Genomic DNA, 23159 nt, shown 5'->3' on the forward strand with positions numbered 1-23159 from the left:
GTTCTCCCGGAACAACCGGGGCGCACCCGACACGGACGGGTGCGACCTGGATTCCTCATTCGGTGCCGCCACCGCCACTGCCACCAGCGTTCAGGCTAGACATTACACTGACGTTAGCCTGTGTAATGCTGCCATTGCCTGCATTCTGGGCAAACGCCCCAACGCCGGTGTAGTTTGCTGAGCCGCCTGAAATTTCATTGCGGTTGTGAACTTCGGTGTAGGAACCATCACCGTTGACAGCACCGTATGTGGTTGCGGTACCAGTTATGGAGCCGCTCAGTTCGGCATTATTCAAATACACGTCCAGATCCAGGGCCAGCGAATTATCGGAGCTGTCATTCCCACTGTCTGAGACGGTGGTGTTACCACTATCCGCTACATTGGTGGAGTTATCGGAGTTGTCATTTCCGCTGTCCGCCACATCAGTGTTGCCACTGTCCGCTACATTGGTGGAGTTATCAGAGTTGTCGTTTCCGCTATCCGCTACGTCGGTAGAGTTATCGGAACTGTCGTTACCGCTATCCGCCACGTTGGTGGAATTGTCGGAATTATCGTTACCGCTGTCGGCAATCTTGAACGAATCAGTAACATCCGTGCTGTTGTCCGAGTTGTCGTTTGCGCTATCCGCCACGTTAGTGGAGTTATCGGAGCTATCGTTGGCGCTGTCCGCCACGTTGGTGGAGTTATCGGAGCTGTCGTTGGCGCTGTCCGCCACGTTAGTGGAGTTGTCGGAACTGTCGTTGGCGCTATCCGCCACGTTGGTGGAGTTATCGGAATTGTCGTTCCCACTGTCGGCAATTTTGAACGAATCAGCAACATCAGTGCTGTTATCCGAACTATCCGTGGAGTTATCGTTGCCTGAGTCAGTATTACCAGACTGATCATTGTTTGCGGTAGAGGTATTATCCGCGTTGGTGTTCGGATCGCCGTCTCCGCCCTGATCAGCATAAGCGAAACCTGAAACCCCCAGGGTCATAGCTATGGCAGCTGCTAGCAGACTTTTTTTCATGTTCATGATGTATTCCCTTTGGCATGATTGGCTTTTGAAGGGATCGTCGCCAACCTGTCCATATTCAGGTAAATCGTGGTTCAGACCCGCTATCAGTTATCTGCGATTGTCGTGCCAGTTTCTAAATCACTATGTAATCTGCTGATATTAAGGAGATTATTTTTTGGCGGGAATTTGTTCAGAGCAGACAGGTTGATAACCTGTTGCAGAAATGGAACAGCTGCCAGGACCGCGGAAGGACAAATTAACTATTTTTCATTTAAAATCAGACAGGTAAAGTAAAAATTTAGTGTAAAAATAAGCGCCACATTTGGCCAGCTAGCAAGCACAAAAAAGCCCCGCCGTTTTACCGGTGAGGCCTTATCCCAATACCCCGGGCACAAGGCCCTGGAGCGGATAACCAAACAGTTCGATTAGCCGAACTGGTTCATGGTGTTGTCTTTACCGCCAGCCTTCAGGGCGGCTTCACCGGCAAAGAACTCTTTATGGTCATCGCCCATGTTAGAGCCGGCCATGTCCTGGTGCTTGACGGTGGCAATGCCCTGGCGCAGTTCTTCACGCTGAACACCTTTCACGTAAGCCAGCATACCTTCCTTGCCAAAGTAGCCTTTCGCCAGGTTGTCGGTAGACAGTGCTGCCGTATGGTAGGTCGGCAGTGTGATCAGGTGGTGGAAAATGCCAGCTTCACGGGCACCATCGCGCTGGAAGTTAGCGGTCCACTCGTCAGCCAGTTGGCCCAGCTCAGTGTTGTCATACTCGACACTCATCAGCTTTTCGCGGTTGTACGCAGAGACGTCCTTGCCTTCTTCTTTCCAGGCATCAAATACCTGCTGACGGAAGTTCAGGGTCCAGTTGAATGACGGGCTGTTGTTGTAAACCAGCTTGGCGTCCGGCACTACCTGGCGGATGCGGTTAACCATGGCAGCGATCTGACCTACGTGGGGCTTCTCGGTTTCGATCCACAGCAAGTCAGCGCCGTTCTGCAGGCTGGTAATACAGTCCAGCACCACACGGTCTTCGCCGGAACCTTGCTTGAACTGATACAAACCACTGGCCAGACGCTTGGGCTTGACCAGTTTGCCACCCTGCTTGATAACCACATCGCCATTGTGGATGTCTTCAGCAGAAGTAATTTCGTCGCCATCCAGGAAACTGTTGTACTGGTCGCCGATATCGCCCGGCTCTTTAGTGACAGCAATTTTCTGGGTCAGGCCGGCACCCAGGGAGTCAGTACGCGCAACAATAACGCCGTCATCCACACCCAGTTCCAGAAACGCGTAACGTACAGCATTGATCTTGGAAACAAAGTCTTCGTGGGGCACGGTTACTTTACCGTCCTGGTGTCCACACTGCTTCTCGTCAGAAACCTGGTTTTCGATCTGGATGCAGCAGGCGCCAGCTTCGATCATTTTCTTGGCCAGCAGGTAGGTTGCTTCAGCGTTACCAAACCCGGCATCGATGTCGGCAATAATCGGCACGACGTGAGTCTCGTGGTTGTCGATCTTGCTTTCGAGTTCTTTCGCCTTGGCAGAATCACCAGACTTGTTGGCTTCTTCCAAGTCACGGAACAGATGGTTCAGTTCCCAGGCGTCCGCCTGGCGCAGGAAGGTGTAAAGTTCTTCGATCAGGCCAGCAACGGTGGTCTTCTCGTGCATGGACTGGTCAGGTAGTGGGCCAAACTCGGAACGCAGGGCGGCAACCATCCAGCCGGACAGATAGAGGTAGCGACGCTTGGTGCTACCGAAGTGCTTCTTGATCGCAATCATTTTCTGTTGACCAATGAAACCGTGCCAGCAACCCAGAGACTGAGTGTACTGAGCCGTATCGGCATCGTAGTTGGCCATGTCTTCACGCATGATTTTGGCGGTGAACCTGGCAATATCCAGACCGGATTGGAAACGGTTCTGGGCGCGCATGCGAGCTACGTGCTCTGGGTTGATGTTAGCCCAGCTGGGCCCATTCGCTTCGATCACATTCCTGGCGGCAAGAACGTCGTTTGAATATGGCATGTTCAGTCCTGTTTCGTAATATTGGATGACATTGGCGAATCAGCGAAACCGCTCAAAAAACGAGCAAAACGCTGATGTTGAAGGTTACTCTAGTGACTTTGGATTTATAATTGAAATTTATATTATCTATATTCAGCATTTTTTACATGAATAGAGAAGCGGGCCGACACAGTGCCCTGGTAGTACCTGACATTAAGGTGCTTCAGTCATTCTTAGACGACTCGCTCCGAAAGCCCCATCATTTCGACTGCCTGACGACCAGCGTCGCGAAAAGGCATGAACACTTCCCGGGCCCCAGCTTCAATGAGCATGTCGCGTTCGTCCGGGTTTTGGGTGGAGACGGCAATACGACCGGCAAAGCCGTGGCTCCTCAAAGAGCCTATCAGCACCAGGCGTGGGTCCGTGTGGGTTACTCCACGCTCATGCTCTGGCATGGCGGAGATTACCCACTCGGGGTGCTGGAGCGGCAAGGTCGCAATAAACTCCTCATCGGTGGCATCACCGTAAATCACATCAAAGCCTTTACGCCGCCAGCGGCGCACCACCTCGGGATTGAAATCCACCGCGAGGATATGTCGATCGGCAGCTCGTAAGTGGTCAGCGATTGCTTCGCCATAACGCCCCAGGCCAAACAGGATGACATCGTGGCGGCGTGCTACCACGATATCTTCTGCGCCGTTCTCCCGGAACGGATGACGCCGCTCGAAAACTCCCAGCATGGGTTCCAGGAAGCGATAAAGACTGTGGGAATAGCTGATCATGTAGACCGACATGGCAATGGTGATCAGGCCCACCAGGGTCACCAGGCCGAGGGCGTCGGCGTCCACGTGGCCAAGGGACAATCCCATGGCGACAAAGATAAGGGAGAATTCGCTGATCTGGGCCACGGTCAGCCCGGCCAGAAAACCGGTGCGCTTGCGGAAACCCAATATGCCCATAATGATCATGACAATAAGCGGGTTACCTACCAGAACAAACACCGACAGCACAACAGCAGGCACCACCTGTGCGCCCAGCAAACCCAGATCCAGTTGGGTGCCAAGTGCAATAAAGAAGAACAACAGCAGGAAGTCCCGCAGTGCCGATAACCTCGCAATAATCGCTTCGCGGAACTCGGTGGACGCCAGCGACACTCCCGCCAGCAAGCCGCCCAACTCCTTGCTGAGGCCGGCAAAATCGGCGATCGCGGCAAGAAATGCCGCCCAGGCTATGGCGAAGATAATCAGCAACTCGGTGGAGCGTGCGATGCGACTGATCAGGGGGTCCGCCAGATAGCGGATAAAGACACCCACCAGAACCAACATAACCGCTCCGTAGCCAAGCACCTGTAGCACGTGGAGAACCGGGCCGGACTCCGCCTGACTGCCAATACCAAAGGCTGACAGCACCAGCATGGCAAGAATTACAGCCAAGTCCTGAACAATCAGGAAACCGATGGCGACGCGGCCATGGAGGGAATCGACTTCCTTTTTATCGGTCAGCAATTTGACAATGATGATGGTACTGGAGAACGTCAGAGCGACGGAGACATAGGCCGCCGCTACCGGCGACAACCCAAGAGCCAGGGCAATGAAAAAGCCCACAATGGCGGTAAAAGCCACCTGCCCCAGCCCGGTAGCCAATGCCACTGACCCGAGAGTACGGACCAATTTAAGGTCAAGCTTGAGCCCTACCAGAAACAGCAGCACTGCCACCCCGAGCTCGGCCAGCAGTTCGATCTGTCCCGAGGAATGTACCAGGTCAAGTGCGGAGGGGCCTGCAAGCACCCCCGCAGCTATAAAGCTGACAATCATAGGTTGTCGCAGCATCAGCCCGAGGGTACCCACCGCAGCCGCGAGAATGAGCAGTGCACTGATTTCGTAAAACGGGTGACCAACAAGGAGGTCTGCCATGGTACCGGCCCTTTACTGGCGGGATGCAAAAATTGCTGTGAAGTCTACCCTTTTATATCATTACGGTAGCTGACACGAGTCAAACACTTCAATCCGACCAGCACAGGCATACCAGCCGATCTCCGGGCAACAGGTCAAGCCATGTCTCTCGCGGAGGATTCAGTTGCAAATGGCGCCCACTGGCGTTTGGCTGATGACGATAGACGCCCAGGGCGATTTCACCCTCCGCCGCGAGAATTTTCTCCAGTAGCTGGAAACTGACACTGGCTGGCAGGGAGTAGTTGCCCGGATCCCTGAACTGGATTTCAGCACCGCCCGCCGTGAACAACTCATCAAGCACCACCCTCAACTCCCGCCGTAGTGATACCTGCGCCAGCACATGGCTGATAATCATCGGCCCGATCATCATTTCGCTCTGGGAACCGGTCAGCAGATCACGGTTATCAGGATCGCTTAACTCCATGATGAGCTGGGGCCGATGGCTCCCCTCACTGAGAATATCTTCCAGCTGCAGGTACCCCACCATAGCCCGGGCGTCCGCTTCCTCGCCGGAAGCCAGGCGGTCACTGCTCAATAAAACGATGGAGTCATAATTCAGCGGGCCGACGCGGCGAAGCTCACCCTCAACCATATAATCAGCTTCGACATGACGACAGACCACCCTCTGCTGCTCATCCAGGTAGCGATCAATCTCCTGCTGCCGTTCTCTGGCCGGAACCACCGATACCACTTCGACCTCGAACTGCTTCTGACTATAACTGATGAATTCGCCAATCAAACTGGGTACACGACGATTCCACCCCAACACCAACACCCGGTGAATCTGTTCGCTTCGGCCGGTTGGCCTGCTGACCGGCTCACCGCGACTGATCGCAGCTAGCGCAGGGGCTTTGATATCGGGCTCGGTTTCCGAGTAATCCCTGGCCAGCAAAATCACCTTATCTGAGGTTTCGACCACTGAATCAGAGGGCGCAGGTAATTTGATATCCCAACCGCTGGTCCGGGCTTTCAACAATCCCAGCACAATCACTTCTGGTCTCTGGGTAGCCAATTCTGACAGGGTCATCCCGACCAGAGCGTCACCGCCGCGCACATAGATTTCGTTGCCATAGCCTGCGGTCAGCAACTCGTTGTAGACCTCGGACAGGCCTGGGTGAAGTATGTTCTGCACCATCAGACGGCTGATAGTGGCGTCACCTGCGACCACCTCCACCGCGCCTGGATAGGCCCGTTCGATTACGGGAAGCTTGCGAATATCCTGAATTTCAGCAACCACGTAGGGCAACGCAGTATTTCGCTGTCGGGCCTGAGCAGCAATAGACAAAAGCGCCTTGACGGTCTCTACATCGGAAGTGACTAGACTGCCAGCCTGGTGACTGGCACTGGGCACGATAACGGCGGCAGCCTCCAGGCAGGCCACCCTTTGCAGGGCGTCAGGTTGGATTGCCAGCCCAGACCGCAGGATGATCTGACGCGCCTTGCTACCGATGCCGGGTTCAATACGCAGCTCGTGCGCCTGCGCGGCAGATGCCATCTCCGATAACACCACCAGACTTAACCGTCTGGTTTCATGCTTTTCGAGAAACCGGCGCATGCGGCCGGAGGCTCCCAGCAACTCACTTAATAAGGGTAGTGTCTGGCTGGTCCATCCCAGCACCACAATATGGTTGCGCAACGTGACCGGGGTCAGACCCCGTTCCAGGTCTGCCATCTTGGCGATCAACCAACGTGTCAGGATCGCCACCAGGGTACCCATGAAGACCACATAACCGCTGATCGTAAGAATCGTTGAAACCAGGCGCTGCCATTCGCCCACATCATCCCCAAGATAACCCGGGTCCGTCAGCCTCAGGAAAGCCCACCAGACCGCATCGCCGATGTTGCCAAACGGTTCCCCCAACGGCATCACCAGCAAACCGCCGATCAGTGAAATCAGGAAAATGAATACGCCGACTACTAACAACTGAAAACCGGCGCCCTTGACAAGCTGACGTTCCAGAATGAATTTCACGCGGTCTACAAATCGAAATGGCAGCATGTACGTTCTGTTCCTTACGCAGGAAAAACAAGTAAGCTCGGCGGGCCGTAGCACCCTGACCTGACGACTAAGTGGCCAAATAGTAAGACAAACATCATCAATACGCGATCCACTGAACGCTCTCTTTGGTCTATCCTGAAGACATCAGCACGACGAGGAAACGCTGCAATGTCGGATAAGCACAAAGTTATCGCCTTTTACGACGAACGGGTTCTGACTCATGAGCCAGATGTTGATGTACCTTTCCTGCCGGGACGCATGGACAAGCGGGTACGTAAGCTGCTTTCAGGCCTCGGCTCACCCTGGAAATATCCGGAACACCCCGGTCGCCTCACAGCAATAAAGGAGCTATTGGACAGCGACCCGATAGAGGGCCTGATATTCGAAGGCGGTGCAACGGCGACCCGCGAGCAACTTGCCCGCGTCCACACCAATTCCTATCTTGAAGACATATATAAGCTCAGAGGCAAAAATGCCTGGTTGGATGTCGACACGACGGCAGTGTCCCCCGGCAGTGTCGGGGCGGCGGAGGTCGCGGCTGGAACAGCCATCGCAGCTGTCGAAGCCGTGGTCAGCGGACGCGCGGAGAGCGCGTTTGCCCTGGTGAGACCACCAGGGCACCACGCTGAGCCCGTGCGGGCCCGGGGTTTCTGTCTGATCAACAACATTGCTGTTGCCGCCGCTCATGCCCAGGCCGAACTGGGGTGCGAACGGGTGATGATCGTTGACTGGGACGCTCACCACGGCAACGGTACCCAGGATATATTCTGGGCTGATCCCGACGTGTTGTTCTTCGATATCCACAGAGGATCGCCGTTTTACCCGGGTTCCGGCAAGATCGACGAGGTCGGCGCCGGGCTGGGCGAAGGCACCACTGTGAATGTGCCAATACCGGGCGGCTCCGGTGACCAAGCCTACATCAAGGCTTTCGAGGAAATTCTGGCGCCGGCGGCAGAATGGTTCAAGCCGGATCTCATCCTGGTGTCTGCAGGCTTTGATCCCCACTGGAATGACCTCGCCATGAACGTGTCTTACGAAGGGTTTGCTGTCATGACCAGCATTCTCCAGCGCCTCGCCCAACAGCATTGTGACGGACGCCTGGTCTTCGTGCTGGAGGGCGGTTACAACCTTGAATCACTTGCCCGGGGGGTCAGATCGGTATTGGAGGTGCTGGCAGGGGCAGAGCCGCCAGAGCCATGCAGTTACGGCCTCCGTGAGGTGGAAGACGCTGCGGAGTTCCATCGCGACGCCTTTACCACTCCGGACGACTGATCACCCAACGCACTGATGGGCTGGCCTGTTACAACCATTACCCACTGAATATCGTGACACTGATCGCCAGTTCGAGAGCCTCAGCAAACAGTTCAGCGCCGCACGCGCGGAACCATGTCGCTCTTGAGGGCGCAGTTTACAGATCAGGTTACAACGTTTGTTTTCATTCAATCATCATAAAAACTGGATAACGGACAGCAGGCCGATGCCGCTGAGCACCACGGTGTATGGAAAAGCCATAACAACCATGCGCCCATAGGACAACCGCACCAACGGCGCGATGGCCGAAGTCAGCAGGAAAAGAAACGCAGCCTGACCATTGGGCGTGGCTACGCTGGGCAGGTTGGTACCTGTGTTAATAGCCACTGCCAGATTCTCAAAATGCGCCTGGCTTATAGCGCCAGCATCCAGGGCTTGCTTGATTTCGCTGATATAAACGGTCGCCACGAAAACATTGTCGCTGATCATCGACAACAGTCCGTTGGCCACGAAGAACATTGCTGGCTGCTGCGCTTCTGGCTGAGTCAGTACGAAATCGATCACTGGCGTGAACAGATGTTGTTGGTGAATGACCGCCACCACAGCAAAGAACACAACCAGTAACGAAGTAAACGGCAGGGATTCCTGAAAGGCTTTGCCGATCTGGTGCTCATCCGTCACGCCGGTGAACGAGGTAATCAGAATGATCACCAGCAGGCCAATCAGGCCCACTTCGGCAATATGAAAGGCCAGCCCGAAAACCAGTATCACCGCCGCAGCTGCCTGTACCCATAGGGCGGCCTGATCTGCTTTGGTACGCTTCTTCCGTTCGTTATCGGCAAACTCCTCCAGCACTTGGCGCACGGGTTTTGGCAGGCGAGCGCCATAACCAAACCAGCGCAGTTTTTCCAGCAGCCAGCAGGTCACCAGGCCGGCCCCCAGAACCGGCAAACTGATCGGCGCCATCCGTAGGAAGAACTCAGCAAAGTTCCAACCCACGGTTTTGGCAATCAGCAGATTCTGGGGCTCACCTACCATAGTGGCAACCCCTCCAAGAGCGGTGCCAATGGCGCCATGCATCAGCAAGCTGCGTAAAAAGGCACGAAACTGAACCAGATCTTCCCGGTGCAACTCGATGACATGCTCATCGCTCTGGGCATTATGGTTAGCATGATGGTAGCCCCGCCCGGAAGCCACCTTGTGGTAGACCGAGTAAAAGCCGACAGCGACGGCGATGATCACGGCGGTCACTGTCAACGCATCAAGGAAAGCGGATAACAATGCCGCCGCTGCGCAGAACAGTAGGGACAGTGCGGATTTAGAGCGAACCCCTACCAGAATCTGGGTAAACGCGACCAGCAATAGCTGCTTCATAAAGTAGATTCCCGCCACCATAAACATCAGTAGCAGAATCACCGGAAGATTAACCAGAACCTCAGCGTATACCGCGTCTGGCGTGGCCAGGCCAATAATCAGGGCCTCGACGGCAAGGAGCCCGCCGGGGAGCAACGGATAACATTTCAGCGCCATGGCCAGGGTGAAAATGAACTCACCCACCAACAACCAGCCTGCCGCAACCGGCCCTATGAGCCAGACCACCAATGGATTAATCAGTAAGAACAGGAGAATGGTTTGCTTGTACCAGGCCGGCGCGTTGCCGAGAAAATTATGGGTAAAACCAGAAATAACTGTTTTAGGCATTGCAAGAGACAACCGCAGTTCCGTTGGCGAAACGTTGAGACATACGAATCCATGCACCCAATGACGGCACATTGAATAAGGGTATTAACCTTGCTCAACAGATAAACGAGGGAGGCGTAAAGCTTGAACGCTAGGGCGGAAGGATCTTCACGATCTGGTTTCAGTCTCTCTTGGTGAAAGTAGGGTATTGCCTAAAAGAGGGCGCGAAGTCTATCAGAGCTCAGGCTTGAAAGTAAGCTACCTAGGCAAACATCCTTAGACCCCTAAAGAAGTAGCCCTTGGTCTGACTAAACCGTCGAAAGGAACCCTGTGACCTTACCGGTTGCGGTGAGGGTTAGCCGATGCATGGCCCGTGTGCACCCCACATACAGCAGGTTCCGATCCATTTCGGTCTGATAATTAGACGCGCTGACCTCCGGTAACAATACATGATCGAACTCCAAACCTTTGGCGAGATGGGCGCTGCACACGATCACGCCCGGCGCAAAACTCTGGCTGTCTGCAGTGAGCAATTGCAGCCGCGCGCTCTCGCCCTCGAGGGCTTTATGCAGACGTTTGGCCTGACTCTGGGTTTTGCAGATAATGCCCAGAGTATTAAAACGGGAGTCCTCGAATTCGGCTATGCAATTCCTGATGGTCTCGAGCTCTTTTTTTCGGGCCTTAAAGGTAAGCACCTTTGGTTCATCACCATGACGTTCAATGATTTCCAGGTCCGGGTTGGGTGAAATTCGCTGGGCAAAGCGGGCAATTTCGTAACTGGACCGGTAACTCTTGTTCAGGGTGACACAGGTGGCATCCCGAAAGGCTCGCTGAATATCCTCTACCGTAGAGGAGTTGTAAGGATTTACGGACTGGAATGCATCGCCCAAGATCGTTCGCTTGCACGAGAACAAACGGGCAATCACCGCGTAGTGCACCGGAGTGTAATCCTGCATTTCGTCAATCAGGAGGTGCTTTACGTTGCGATAGGGAGAACGGATACCTTCAAGCCGCATTTTCAGGTAGATCAACGGGAACACGTCGGCGTATTCCAGCTTGCCGCCTTTGGAGAGGCTGAACATCTCTGGTTGGTCTGCCCACTCGAAAAAGCGCTTGTAGGTTGCCCGGAGCGTGGACTGCCTGACCATGCCCTTGATCGCGGTCTTGAGTTCTCTCCGTTCCTCTGGCATCAGGTCGTAGTTGTACTGGATGCCGATTTTCTGTTCCATCTCCCTGGCCACCTGAGTAACACGGGCCGAGGTATCAAGATTCCGGTGTTTCCGGAAGGTTTCTTCCAGTAACCAGGCGGGCACCAGCCGACGGGCAATCCACAGGTCTTCTGAGGCAAATCGGTGCTTTTCCACTTCGTCAGCATAGCGGCCCAGTTGTTTCAGAAAATCCGTGCTGGCCTTATAGCGCAGCCGTCGTTTTATCTTCTCGTCATTTTTTTCCAGTATTTCGGCAGTCTGTTCAAAAAAACTCTGGAACCGGTACTGGTCATCCAACAGCTCCTGCGCGAGGTTTTCCATCCCGATCTCGTTGACCGTTTCCTCCCCCAGCTCGGGCAGCACGTTGGAGATATAATCGGCAAACACCCGGTTTGGAGAGATGATCAGAATATCCTCCGAAGTCAACGTGTCCTTGAAGCGATAGAGCAGGAAGGCAATACGGTGCAGGGCGATGGATGTTTTGCCGGAGCCGGCAACTCCCTGAATGATCAGGGTTTTGGCGTGCTCGTTGCGTATGATGGCGTTCTGGTCCCGCTGAATGGTGGCGACGATATTTTTCATGCCATCGTCCGTGGCCCGGCCCAGTTCATCCTGCAGCACATCGTCCACCACGTTTACTGCGCTGTCGATCATAAGCTCAATATGGCCATGGCGAATACGAAACTGGCGCTTGAGCTGTATCTCTCCCCTTACCTGCCCGCTTGGGGCCTGGTAATTGGCGGGGCCGGTTTCATAATCGTAGAACAGTGAGGCAATCGGTGCGCGCCAGTCGTAGACCACGCTCTCCTTGTCAACTTCATCGTAAAAATGATGCACGCCGATATAGACAGAGTGGGGGTACTCATCTCCTTCGTGGCGAAAATCGAACCGCCCGAAGTAGGGGGATTGCCGAAGCTTGATCAATCGCTTACGCTGATCGAATACAAACTCGCCGGTGGTTACCGCCTGCTGGATAGATTCCCGAGCCGCGATTTTCTCAATGTGATCCATTTCGTCCCGGCTGTTCCACAGGTATTCCTTCTGGGACTGGATGTCATGCTGGTAGGCCTGCAAACGCTCATCCGCCTCCTCCAGGGCCCGTTCGAGCCGGAACCGGACCGACTCCAGCTGCTGGAGCTCCTCGAGTTTGGCTATGGAGGGTTCGATGCTCGTGGTGCTCATGGAATTCGTTTACCCCACTCTGTCTGGATAAGTTCGTTAAACAGGGCCTGATATTGACCTGCGAGCGCCGAGGCTCGCCAGGCATCCGGCTGGAAAGAGTTTGGCGGATTGTGTCGAAGTCTTTCCAGACATTCTGCGGCGGCCTCTGCTTCGGCATCAGCATCCTCCCGGTGGCTCTCGTATCGGAAGCGGTCCGGCACGTATTCGCGGTAAGCCAGCCGGTCAGGCGCCAGGGGCACACAACCACACGCCATGGCTTCCAGCATCGAGAGCCCCTGGAAATCATGAAGCGCCGTGGAGAGTACAATGTCCGCCTGGCAAAGTAGCCGGTCATAATCCTCTCGTTGATCCAGGAACCCCCACTGTTCGATTCGATCACCAAACTGGTCGTGAATCTGGTCGAAAGCCCTCGGATGATTGCGGAACCGTTCGCCCACCACACTCAACCGGAATTGCAGTTGACGATGGTCCAGTGCCTGCAGAAGCTTCAACAGGCGTTCCGGCCCCTTGTCATATTCCCAACGGTGATTCCAGAGCAGATGTGGGCAAACCCAGTCCGGTGCGCGCTTTCGATCGGTGAACAGCCGGTCTTCAATGGGTACTGGTATCACCCGGGATTTACGCTGCAGGCAGGCGATGAGTCCGTCCGGCACGCCATCAGGCATCTGGTCGAGAAAATCCCGGGCGCCCGCAAGAAAACTGTCCTGATTCCAGGCGCTGTTGAACACCACACAGTCCGCTGAAATGGCACTGTACAGATTCACCATCTGGGGTTCCGCGGACGATCTCTGCTTGCTGGACACCGGGAAGGCAAACTGGTTCTCGTGCATGTACAGCACACAAGGCGTCTGGGCCAAGTGCGGGTGAAAGCTTCGAAGTGAAGCCAGGTCCACCATGGAGGTCGCGATCACCAGATCCCAACGTTCCTGAAAGGCGGGCTCGTTCAACCAGGTCAGGGCGTTGCCACGGATGCGCCAGCGAAAAAAGCGGGGTGGCAGGGCGAGGGTATGCCAGTGGTAATCACTAAATATTTCGGTGAGCTGGTTCCTCCAGCGCCTGTGACTGGCCGCATCGTAGCCGGACAACAGCAGTATCCTGAACGAATTACTCTGAAAGGCACGTGTATCTCTCACGTCGTCCCCCAACTCAAGCCGCCTCAAGACCGCGATACTCGCGGGTCGTGTGGAAGGTTACGGCCGGCCATTTTTCTCTCGCGAGTTCCAGTATCTGCCGTGTGGGTGCCAGGAAGGTCAGTGAACCGGACGCATCCCTGGCCAGCCGCCGGTGATTCGCACGCTCAAATTCTTTCAGCTCATGGTCGGTTTCTGCGGTCACCCACAACGCCTTGTGAATATTCACAGGTTCAAAGATCGCATTAACTCCAAACTCGGACTCCAGACGTTGGGCGACGGTCTCAAACTGGAGGATACCAACGGCGCCGAGCATTACTTCACCGCCTTCAAGGCGCTCAAACACCTGGATGGTGCCCTCTTCCCCGAGCTCCTTCAATGCGCGCTTTAATTGCTTGATTTTCAGTGGATCTTTCAGACGAGGAATGCGGAATAATTCCGGAGAGAAATAGGGAATGCCGCCCAGCTCCAGATTCTCTCCCTCGGTAAGCACATCTCCAATTTTCAGACGACCGTGGTTTTGAATACCGATGATATCACCGGCAAACCCGGTCTGTAGCCGGCTGCGGTCCCTGGCCATGAACGTAATCGCCTGGGAACACCGGAATTTTTTACCAGACTGCACATGTTTCATGGCAATGCCGTCGAAGTACTGCCCCGAGCAGATGCGAACAAAAGCAATCCGATCCCGATGCTGTGGGTCCATATTCGCCTGGATCTTAAAAACGATGCCACTGAACCAGGCTTCGTCAGGATGGACTGTGCGGGTTGTCGAGTCGCGCGAACGGGGGGCCGGCGCCCAATGGACGAGGGCTTTCAGAATATCCTGAACACCATAGTTGTTGATCGCCGAGCCAAAAAATACAGGGGACAACTCGCCCGCGAGGAACCGATCCAGATCGAATGGCGTACCGGCACCATTGACCAGTTCGATCTCATCGAGGAAGGCTTCGTGTTCGATGGGAAACTCAGCTCTCAGGGCTTCGTTGTGAATGCCTGAGAAGATTTCACTCTCGGTGTGAATGTGGTCCTGCCCAGGGTCGAAGCGCACCAGCTGGTCATCGTGAATGTTGTACACCCCGGCAAACCCCTTGCCCATACCCAGAGGCCAGGTGACCGGCGAGCACTCAACGCCCAGCACATCTTCAATTTCGTCAATCAACTCTAGAGGCGGGCGTACTTCCCGATCCATTTTATTAACAAATGTGATCACCGGGGTATTTCGCGCGCGACAGACTTCGAGCAGTTTGATGGTCTGGGACTCCACACCTTTAGCTGCATCAATTACCATGAGGGCAGCATCCACTGCCGTGAGCACTCGGTAGGTATCCTCGGAAAAATCCTGATGGCCCGGGGTGTCCAGCAGGTTGATGACGCAGCCATCATGCTCGAACTGCATAGCGGCACTCGTTACGGAAATACCCCGTTGCTTTTCCACTTCCATCCAGTCGGAGGTCGCATGCTTGCTGCTTTTACGTCCTTTAACGGTACCCGCAGACTTGATCGCACCGCCGAACATCAACAGTTTTTCGGTTAGCGTGGTTTTACCGGCGTCCGGGTGGGAAATAATGGCAAATGACCGGCGACGCTTCACTTCCGCGTGGATATCGGACGAACCGTGAACGGCTGACGCGGGCACAGATTTTGTGCTCATGGAATAAGACGCCTGTATTAATGATCCAGATTAAGTCGGACAGGAAGGGAGGATTCAATACAGGGCTAGGGCGGACAAATGCCCGCAGGTAAAGATAAAACGTACTCAATGGCAGACTGATATAACATAGTCAAAGCCTAACAAACCCAACTGCACCGGTCAAAAACCGAACAGGCTATTTTGTGATATTTCCAGCATTCATGCGAGAAAACCCGAGATTGGCAGTATTTGCGCTGTTGGCGACGGCCACTTCGGGCTTTGGACAGACCTTTTTCTTCTCTGTCTTTGGCAGCGGCATTCGCGAGACCTTTGCGCTGCAAAACAGCACCTACGGTCTGATCTACAGCGTGGCAACCCTCGCCTCGGCGATTCTACTGCTGAAACTTGGGCCCCTGGCCGACCGGTGGGCGCTTAATCGGCTCACCGCCCTGGCTGCGGCTATACTGGCAGCAGGCTGCCTGATGATTGCCCTGGCGCCCCACTGGCTATTTTTGATACCCGGTTTTTTACTGGCCCGACTTGGCGGCCAGGGATTGATGGGGCACATCGGGCTGAGCACGGCAGGCCGATACTTCACGAGAAATCGGGGCCGGATCATGGCGCTGACAGCCGGTGGCTTTCCAATTGCGGAGGCCATACTCCCGCTGTCTGCCGGGCTGATTCTGGCCGCAGGCGGTTGGCGCATGCCCTGGTTCATCGCCACTGGACTACTGTTGGCCGTGCTCCTGCCTCTGCTGCTATACCTATCCCGAAACGCGGCACATCCTGCAACCCTTTCCGGGAGTGCTGTCGACCAGCTCGATGAACAGGATGAAAGCCTCGACTTCAACCAAAGTCAGGTATTGAGAGATCCCGGTTTCTACCTCATTCTGCCTGCGGCACTGATCGTACCGTTTACAGTGACTGCAGTGCTCTTTCATCAATCTGCGTTCGCCGAGATCCGAGGATGGACGACAGCACAGGTCGGCCTGGCCTTCACGGGGTTTGCGGCGGGCCATATTGTCAGCCTGTTCTTTGGCGGGCCCCTCGTGGACCGGATCGGTGCGCAACGGTCCTTAAGCTATGGCCTCATCCCGATCTTCTGTAGCATGCTGGTCTTAGGTCTGACCGAATTTGCCTGGACACCGAACCTGTACCTGGCACTTTGCGGCATCAGTCTGGGGTTCATCGGTGCAGCAGGCGGCGCGATCTGGCCAGAACGCTACGGTATTCGTCACATCGGGGCCATCCGGTCCGTGGCGCAGGCGAGCATGGTGTTTTCGACCGCTCTTTCGCCTATTCTTGTGGGTGTCCTGCTGGATGTCGGAGTGACAACGACGGGGGTGGGTCTTTTGTTTGCGGTGTTGATACTACTCAGTGCGATTCTGGCCCAGACGGCTGTCCCACCCGGGCACCGAGCGTAGAGGCCAGAAAGGAAAAAGGTAAGGCAATGACTTCCTTAGAACTGGAAAAATTCCGACAGCTTCTGTTACACATTCGTGAAGATCTGCTCTCAACCAGCGAAGTCCGGGATGAGACCAGCGGAACGGTTCATCTGGACCAGCAAAGCGTCGGCCGACTCTCCCGGATGGACGCTTTGCAGAGTCAGGCACTTGCCAAGGCCGGTAAGGTGCGGGCAGAACGACAGTTACGGCTGATTGAAGCAGCCATCATGCGGATCGACAACGACGAATACGGGGAATGTCTGGAGTGCGCAGAACCCATCAACCCGAAGCGTCTGGAAGTTGACCCGACCTGCCTCTATTGCATTGACTGCGCTCAGTAATCCTACACCGTCATGTTCGTTTAAAGCTCGGAACGTTGGTGACACAACGGAATACATGCCCAGCATCCGTTAACCGGCGTTCGATGATTTTTCGCGTCCACAACGGCTTGCTCGCAGCTGTCATATCGGCCAAGTCTTATCAGCTTGTCTCTATGTGGGTAATGTCTGCAACCAAGACGGTGAATCAGGTAATGGCCGTGATCGTTCTTCTCCGAGTCGAGTCCAAAAATCAGCAATGGTTCCTCCGTATCATCTTCCAATTTTAGCTTTCACATCAACTCCCGCGAGATCCTCTCCAACATAAACGTTTCCCGCTGAATCGATTGACCCATGGTTTTCTCCTGACGGTCCATCACTTGGCGGTTATGGCTGATCGCCTCGGATACCGAAACCCAAACGGGCTTCATGCCATTGGCAATTTCATAGCTTTCCATCCGGACATCGGCCAGCTCCGGGGCTACGTCACATACAAAGAAGTGGGAGGTCATGTGCATCAGGTCGTATTCGGGCTTCCAGTGCGGTCAGTGGCCATTGCTACGCGTCTTTTGGGTAAGGCCTCAAACCAAGCAGAATCTCGGCTTTTTCAGCAAGTGGTTGATCCAGCAATTGCTGATCGGTGTACTCTGCCAGCTGATCACGAAGGAGCGCGTAAACCGCTTCGCGGTCCTGGCTGGTGTCGAGGTCAACGCATTTACCTTTGCCCTTGAAGAGTTCGACGGTAGGCAGTGTCTCTTCCTTAAAGGTGTCAAACCTCAGCTTCATGGCCTCGACATTGTCATCCGCCCGGCCGGAGTAGCGTGCGCGCCCGAGAATACGCTGTTCAAGAACCTCAAACGGGCACTCGAAGTACAGCATGGTGGGGAGCTCCGCCTCGCGACCGAAAACCTCGTACCAGGCCTCCAGGTTGGACAGCGAACGGGGGAAACCATCGATCAGGAAGTTGCGCTTGCCGGTGGTTCGTGTGGTTCGCTCCATGGCGTCCTTCAGCAGGCGCACGACGATTTCGTTGGGCACCAGTTTACCGGCGGCGATGTACTCCTTGATGATTTCCGTCGTCGGGCCACCCGCTTCCTGCTCGGCGCGCAACAGGTCACCCGTAGACAGGTGCGTCCAGCCCAACTGGATTTCCGCCAGTTCGCACATGGTGCCCTTGCCCGCCCCCGGGCCACCAAGCACGAAAACCACGTTCGGTTCGGGACATGGCTTTCTGGGATCAACGTGAAAAATTTCGACTTTCGGAGCGGGCGCCACGCCCATTTTATAAACGTTCCACTCGCGATCTGTAGGCGGCAATTCGTCTTCACAGGTCAGCTCATAAGCGAGGTGACCGTCAAGGCGGCAGATACGCCATGATTTATAGCTGTTCGAGTAAGAAAGAGCCGGGCTTCTCGCGGATTTGCCATCGGCCCGGTCCCAGGCCATTTTGCCGTTCCAGTAGCCGGGGCTGGAGACGACGCCGGATTCGGATGTGGTGGGCGGTGCTTCTGACGGTACGTAAAGGCCGTCAACTTCAGGTAAGCCAGATCCGGAGACTTCGATAAACAGGGTGTTTGGTTCAAACGTTGTTGTTTCAGTCATGTTTACTCTCATGTTCGTTGAACGACCTATGAGGGAGCGTTTGTCTGCAAAAGCGACCTCGACGAAATGGCGCCGGGAGTGGAACCGGAAAGGGAACCAGGGATGGCGCCAGAGATGCGCCGATGCAACGCACGGCTGGGATACCGAGGCGGGACAATGGCGTCAGAAGACACAGGATTGTAGCAGAACCGAAAGCGGCTTTCCCTGATCACACCTGAACTGGCTCACAGCGCCCGCTCCCGGCCTTAAGAGCCTGAACGTTATGCCGTGCGCTGTTTCTCGTAAATAACCAGTGCGATACCACCGAGGATCGCCACCGCTGCTATCACCAGACGCCAGCTCAATGGTTCGCTCAATAGCACCACGCCACCCACTGCTGCCAGTACCGGCACGCTCAACTGGATAGTCGCGGCAGACGTTGCCTTCAGCAGCGGTAACGCCATATACCAGACTGCGTAACCCATACCGGATGCAACAGCGCCAGAGGCAATAGCATACCCGGCCCCCACGGGATCAAAGCTGACATGGCCAGCCATCAGAACACTTAACACCAACGTAAAGGGTAGCGCACGGGCGAAATTACCCGCCGTCACCCGGGTGGGGTCACCGGCACCTTTGCCCCGCAGGGAATAGACTCCCCAGGCAACCCCCGCACTCAGCATCAGGACGGAACTCAGCAATGGCGGCGCGGTCAGGCCCGGCAGCAGCAATCCCACCAGGCCCGCGAACGCGAGCGCGAATCCTACCCATTGCAACAGCCTCATGCGTTCGCCGGTGATAAGCCCATGACTGATCATCGTGGCCTGGACCGCCCCGAACAACAGCAGCGCCCCCATGGCGGCAGACAGCCCGAGATAGGCAAATGAAAACGCCGCCGCATAGGCAAACAGCGCCAACGCAGACAACCAGTTACCCTGTCCAGCCGCTTTACCATTACGCAGTTGCACCAGTAACCACAGTGTTAACGCCCCGGCTATCAGCCGGATGCTGGTGAAACTGGCGGCATCAATATCCGTTTCCCGGAGCGCCACTCGGCACAGCAGTGAATTCCCGGCAAAGGCAATCATCGCTACGGACGTCAGCGCTATGATTCGAACTGACGACACTGGCCGTACTTCTGAAGTCATTGTTGGAAATCCGTTCTGGTTTGAGAAGCCTCTGATTGACACCACAGTGTAGTCGCCAAATCTCCTCCCGGGGCTCTCCAAAAGGTTCGACGAAGCTCTCTTTAGTCGCACATTGCTGGCTTGAGCCCCGGCGAAACCAGGGCGGGAAGCCGAACCTACTGAGTTTGAACCTCTTCGCCGGTCACTGTGTATTCACCATTCAGCCATCGGACGATCTCCCGGGCGCCGGGATGGTTAAATGCTTTATAACGGGCGATAAGCTTCTGTTTGCTGTCCTCAGCCAATCGACCAAGCCCGCCATCCTGAAAGATCAACAGATCGGAAGCCAGCGCTTCTGCAAGCTCTGCCCCCAGAACCTTCCGGGCCGCCTGCATAAAAGCCCCCCCGTACTGATACGCAGTGCCCTGCCGGTAGCTCTGCGCCAGGGTAAGGGCTGGAATACAACTCAGTGTGGGTTGCAAAGCGGGGTTAATGCCATGACCGGAAACCCAGTCGCCGTTTGCCACCGGACGGCCGGTAAAGCCGCGCAAATGAAGAAACTGCGACATCCGGGGGCCATCATTAACCGGATAGTTATCCCAAAGTAACGGCTTACGGCGAAGCTGGCGGGACACCCGCTCCAGGTGACCGGGAGAGAATTCTCGCGAGCACACTTCCTCGCCGGTCCAGAATACTTCTACCGCAGGGTCTAAAAGCTCCCCGAGGCGTTCAAGATAGCCTTCGGGGCGCTGTCCGAACACGCGATCCAGTACGGGGTCGTCCGAGTAATAACTCGGGCACACCATTACTCGGCTGGCGCTGGTTCTGGCTTTTACCCAATGGATGATCTCTACCTGCCGGTCAGCCAGTTCAGGGATGTCTCCCCGCATGTCGTCAAACAGCAGCGCCAGGTCATCGATACCCAGCTCGTCGAACGCCTCAAGCTTTGCGGCGAGGGCATCACGCACCCTCTGGTCAAAGTTCCGGTAGGCTTCGAACGGGCTCAGGCCGATACCGAACCGCATTCCGCGCGCCCGGCAAAACTGGCCGAAGCTCGTCAGGGCCTGGCTCGTCTCCGGCGGATGCGGTTCCATCCAGCGCCGACGGAGGAAAGGGTCCGCTTTGGGGGCGTAGAGGTAGAAACCATAACCTTGAGAGGCAAGCGTCTCGCATACTCGCTCACGCTCTTCCCAACTCCAGGGCTGGCCAAAAAAACCTTCAATGATACCCAGCTCGATACTCTCGATGCTCCCAAGGCTCTCGTGATTCTCGTTGCTCATAATATCGCTCTCGATCCGCCACACCTACGCCACGCTGAGAGTGACACGCCACATACAGTAATCCAACTACGACGACACAAAATATCAGAAAGCCGTAGTTTGCACAGTGGCGACTATGTATCAGCTGACGGGAGGTACGAATGTAGTTACCGGATCGTAAGGCCGCCTTCATCGAATATTATAGATACCCTATGGGCCTGCTGGACAAACCCGACTAGACTAGCGCCTTTCCCATAATGACCAGCCCCATGAGCCAAGCCAACTCCCGTCTCCAGTCCCTCGATGCCCTGCGCGGTCTCGCCGCATTGATCGTCGTGCTGTTTCATTACGTGCCTTACTACGACAATCTCTATGGTCATGGGTTTACGCCCTGGTCGGTACTGGAGTTTGGCCGCTACGGCGTGCATCTGTTTTTCATGCTCAGCGGTTTCGTGATTTTCATGACATTGGAACGCACCCAGAGTGCCGGGTGGTTCGGGCTAGCGAGAGCCTTCCGGTTACTCCCGGCTTTGTGGGCAGGCATCGCAGTAACGTTTGTATCCGTGCATCTGTTAGGGCCAGCGGATCGGGCAGTGTCATTCTCTGAAGCCCTGCTTAACACCACACTGTTGCATGAATACCTTGGTCTTCCCCATGTAGACGGCGCTTACTGGAGTCTGGTGATTGAGGCGACCTTTTACGCGTGGATGGCCCTGCTGTTTTACGGACTTGGAAGCGGGCGGGCCTTACGTCATGTCTTCTGGACCTGGCTGGTAATCAGCTATCTGGCTGTCATTTACTGGACATCGATACCGGATACGCTCGATTTCATCATCAAAGACCTGCTATTTACCCGCTATGCCCCACTGTTTATCAGCGGCATGCTTATTTTTCGATGGCACCGCCATGGCAACCCCTCCCGGGGCGACCGACTGCTGCTTCTGTTCGCCATAGGTCATTGTCTGGTCGCGTACGAGGCGCCATTCAGCTACTTCGTTCTCGGCTGCTATGGAGTATTTATACTGGCGGTTTGGGGTCATCTCAACTGGTTGGCCACTCGCCCTCTGCTGTGGCTGGGCACCATGTCCTATGCACTGTATCTGGTACATCAGAACATTGGTTACGGGATCATTGGCTGGAGTTATAGTGTTGGTTTACCCGGTTGGACCGGTGTGTGCATTGCCCTCGCCAGCGCACTGGCACTGTCGGCGGCTATCCACTATCTGATCGAAAAACCGGCCCTGAACTGGTTTCGAAATTACCGGCAAAAATCAGAACCGGTGCGCGATGCCGCACCGCTGCAGTCGCTTCCGTAAACAGTTTCATTACTCGAAACTAATCCCGCGCCTATAGATAAAGTCGAAAGAAAAGCTCTTGCTCTTAGTCCGGCGCTCAAGAATGTCGGACAGCTTGTCCAACCGGGCTGGCACGGCCATCAGCTTGTCCTGAGCTTCGCGTCCGGCCGCGTCTTCAGGCCGCAGATCCGCGATACCCCAGGATTCCAGACACTCGGCCACGACTCGACGGTAATCTCTTGGACCGTAAATACCGGCACGCCGCACTACCTCCGCCATCTCGATGTAGCCACCGATGGTGTGTCCCGGCATGGCCAGGCGAGGCATTACCTTGAGAGCGGATTCCATAGCACGGGTCGGATCGACTTCCAGCAAACCGATGAACGCATCCCGGTAGAACCGGAAATGCCGGGACTCATCCGCAGCGATGTGACCAAGAATACGCTGGATCATGGGCTCGTGCTTGGAGGCCAGCTTACCGGTATTGGCATGGGCGGCCTGGGTCGCCCGCTCCTGCAGGCTGGTATAAGCCAACAACTGGTAAGGATCGTCGTGCCAGTCCGGATCAAAACCTGCTTCCAGATACTGGTACTGCAGTCGTTCAAACGCTTTCATATCAAACAGCCGGGTATCACGGACATAGTCATGCAACACACAACCGTGGCGATCTTCCTCTGCCGTCCAAAGAAAATTCCAGCGCGACCAGGCGTTCTCATTGCCCATGTAAACCGCAATCAAACGGTGAAAGTGAGGCAGCCCTTCCTCCGTCAGGAGGTTCAATGCCAGGGATACCCGCACCGCATCCGGGATGCCTCGCACCCGGTCCGGCAGTTCCCGCAGGTCGCGTTCTTCTTCAGCAGTCATCTGCTCGCTGGCAGGCATAAAATCGCTAGGCATCCAGAGTTTGCGCTCTTCGATATGCCGGGCCATATTCCTCTCGACCAGGGGCTCAAGTGAGGCCAGAACCTCCGCTTTCGAGGGAAGTGATGTTTTCTGAGCCGTTGTAGTAGTAATGACGTGCGCCTCCTGTGGCGAAATTATGGTAAGCACCTAACCGGCAGGCACTAAGCCTTACCTTAAAAATAGTCTTACCAGACTTACCT

At 55.4% G+C, this 23159-nt stretch carries 16 protein-coding genes and 1 pseudogene; 4 read left to right on the forward strand and 13 right to left on the reverse strand.

Going from position 1 to position 23159, the window contains the following annotated elements:
* Positions 1 to 55: 55 nt before the first annotated feature.
* From WEB64_RS08695 to WEB64_RS08710, 4 genes are all read right to left on the reverse strand, one after another.
* Positions 56 to 1015: a hypothetical protein gene (locus WEB64_RS08695; protein ID WP_368060320.1), complete on the reverse strand. Its 960-nt coding sequence runs from the start codon at positions 1013 to 1015 to the stop codon at positions 56 to 58.
* Positions 1016 to 1422: 407 nt separating this feature from the next.
* A complete protein-coding gene (locus WEB64_RS08700; protein WP_368060318.1) occupies positions 1423 to 3018 on the reverse strand; it encodes an isocitrate lyase in 1596 nt (531 codons plus the stop codon).
* Between the two features lie 212 nt (positions 3019 to 3230).
* Positions 3231 to 4910 carry a cation:proton antiporter gene (locus tag WEB64_RS08705; RefSeq protein WP_368060316.1) on the reverse strand — a complete coding sequence of 560 codons (1680 nt, stop codon included), beginning with the start codon at positions 4908 to 4910 and terminating at the stop codon, positions 3231 to 3233.
* 88 nt (positions 4911 to 4998) lie between these two features.
* Positions 4999 to 6948: an ion channel DMI1 gene (locus WEB64_RS08710; protein ID WP_368060314.1), complete on the reverse strand. Its 1950-nt coding sequence runs from the start codon at positions 6946 to 6948 to the stop codon at positions 4999 to 5001.
* Positions 6949 to 7116: 168 nt separating this feature from the next.
* Between WEB64_RS08710 and WEB64_RS08715 the strand changes: the two genes are divergently transcribed.
* The gene (locus WEB64_RS08715; protein ID WP_368060312.1) at positions 7117 to 8220 is read left to right on the forward strand and encodes a histone deacetylase; all 1104 of its coding nucleotides are present in this window, start codon (positions 7117 to 7119) and stop codon (positions 8218 to 8220) included.
* A 174-nt stretch (positions 8221 to 8394) separates the two neighbouring features.
* Here WEB64_RS08715 and nhaB read toward each other — a convergent pair whose 3' ends face one another.
* The 4 genes from nhaB to WEB64_RS08735 all read right to left on the reverse strand — a co-directional run bounded on the left by nhaB (position 8395) and on the right by WEB64_RS08735 (position 15053).
* Positions 8395 to 9900: a sodium/proton antiporter NhaB gene (nhaB, locus tag WEB64_RS08720; protein WP_368060310.1), complete on the reverse strand. Its 1506-nt coding sequence runs from the start codon at positions 9898 to 9900 to the stop codon at positions 8395 to 8397.
* 287 nt (positions 9901 to 10187) lie between these two features.
* Positions 10188 to 12269 carry a 3'-5' exonuclease gene (locus tag WEB64_RS08725; RefSeq protein ID WP_368060308.1) on the reverse strand — a complete coding sequence of 694 codons (2082 nt, stop codon included), beginning with the start codon at positions 12267 to 12269 and terminating at the stop codon, positions 10188 to 10190.
* Complete coding sequence (locus WEB64_RS08730) at positions 12266 to 13402, reverse strand: DUF3524 domain-containing protein (protein WP_368060306.1); 1137 nt, start codon at positions 13400 to 13402, stop codon at positions 12266 to 12268. Before WEB64_RS08730 ends, WEB64_RS08725 begins: the two co-directional genes overlap by 4 nt.
* Positions 13403 to 13415: 13 nt before the next feature.
* On the reverse strand, positions 13416 to 15053 hold the full coding sequence (locus WEB64_RS08735; RefSeq protein ID WP_368060304.1) for a peptide chain release factor 3: 1638 nt from the start codon (positions 15051 to 15053) through the stop codon (positions 13416 to 13418).
* Positions 15054 to 15235: 182 nt separating this feature from the next.
* On the opposite strand from WEB64_RS08735, the gene WEB64_RS08740 reads away from it, so the two are divergent.
* Positions 15236 to 16456: a nitrate/nitrite transporter gene (locus WEB64_RS08740; protein ID WP_368060302.1), complete on the forward strand. Its 1221-nt coding sequence runs from the start codon at positions 15236 to 15238 to the stop codon at positions 16454 to 16456.
* Between the two features lie 26 nt (positions 16457 to 16482).
* Positions 16483 to 16818 (forward strand): TraR/DksA family transcriptional regulator, encoded by a 336-nt coding sequence (locus WEB64_RS08745; RefSeq protein ID WP_368060300.1) that lies wholly within the window; start codon positions 16483 to 16485, stop codon positions 16816 to 16818.
* Between the two features lie 269 nt (positions 16819 to 17087).
* On the opposite strand, the pseudogene WEB64_RS08750 reads toward WEB64_RS08745, so the two are convergent.
* The 4 genes and pseudogenes from WEB64_RS08750 to WEB64_RS08765 all read right to left on the reverse strand — a co-directional run.
* A pseudogene (locus WEB64_RS08750) lies at positions 17088 to 17339 on the reverse strand (DNA mismatch repair protein MutT); the annotation flags it as partial.
* Positions 17340 to 17352: 13 nt separating this feature from the next.
* A complete protein-coding gene (locus WEB64_RS08755; protein ID WP_368060298.1) occupies positions 17353 to 18396 on the reverse strand; it encodes a nucleoside monophosphate kinase in 1044 nt (347 codons plus the stop codon).
* A gap of 260 nt (positions 18397 to 18656) precedes the next feature.
* On the reverse strand, positions 18657 to 19523 hold the full coding sequence (locus WEB64_RS08760; protein ID WP_368060296.1) for a DMT family transporter: 867 nt from the start codon (positions 19521 to 19523) through the stop codon (positions 18657 to 18659).
* A gap of 155 nt (positions 19524 to 19678) precedes the next feature.
* Positions 19679 to 20782 (reverse strand): beta-N-acetylglucosaminidase domain-containing protein, encoded by a 1104-nt coding sequence (locus tag WEB64_RS08765; RefSeq protein ID WP_368060294.1) that lies wholly within the window; start codon positions 20780 to 20782, stop codon positions 19679 to 19681.
* 248 nt (positions 20783 to 21030) lie between these two features.
* Here WEB64_RS08765 and WEB64_RS08770 point away from each other — a divergent pair, with 248 nt between their 5' ends.
* On the forward strand, positions 21031 to 22077 hold the full coding sequence (locus WEB64_RS08770) for an acyltransferase family protein (RefSeq protein WP_368060292.1): 1047 nt from the start codon (positions 21031 to 21033) through the stop codon (positions 22075 to 22077).
* Between the two features lie 9 nt (positions 22078 to 22086).
* On the opposite strand, the gene WEB64_RS08775 is transcribed toward WEB64_RS08770, so the two are convergent.
* On the reverse strand, positions 22087 to 23097 hold the full coding sequence (locus WEB64_RS08775; protein ID WP_368065558.1) for an acyl-ACP desaturase: 1011 nt from the start codon (positions 23095 to 23097) through the stop codon (positions 22087 to 22089).
* Positions 23098 to 23159: the final 62 nt, after the last annotated feature.

Source organism: Marinobacter sp. (genome assembly GCF_040882185.1).
Classification (GTDB): domain Bacteria; phylum Pseudomonadota; class Gammaproteobacteria; order Pseudomonadales; family Oleiphilaceae; genus Marinobacter.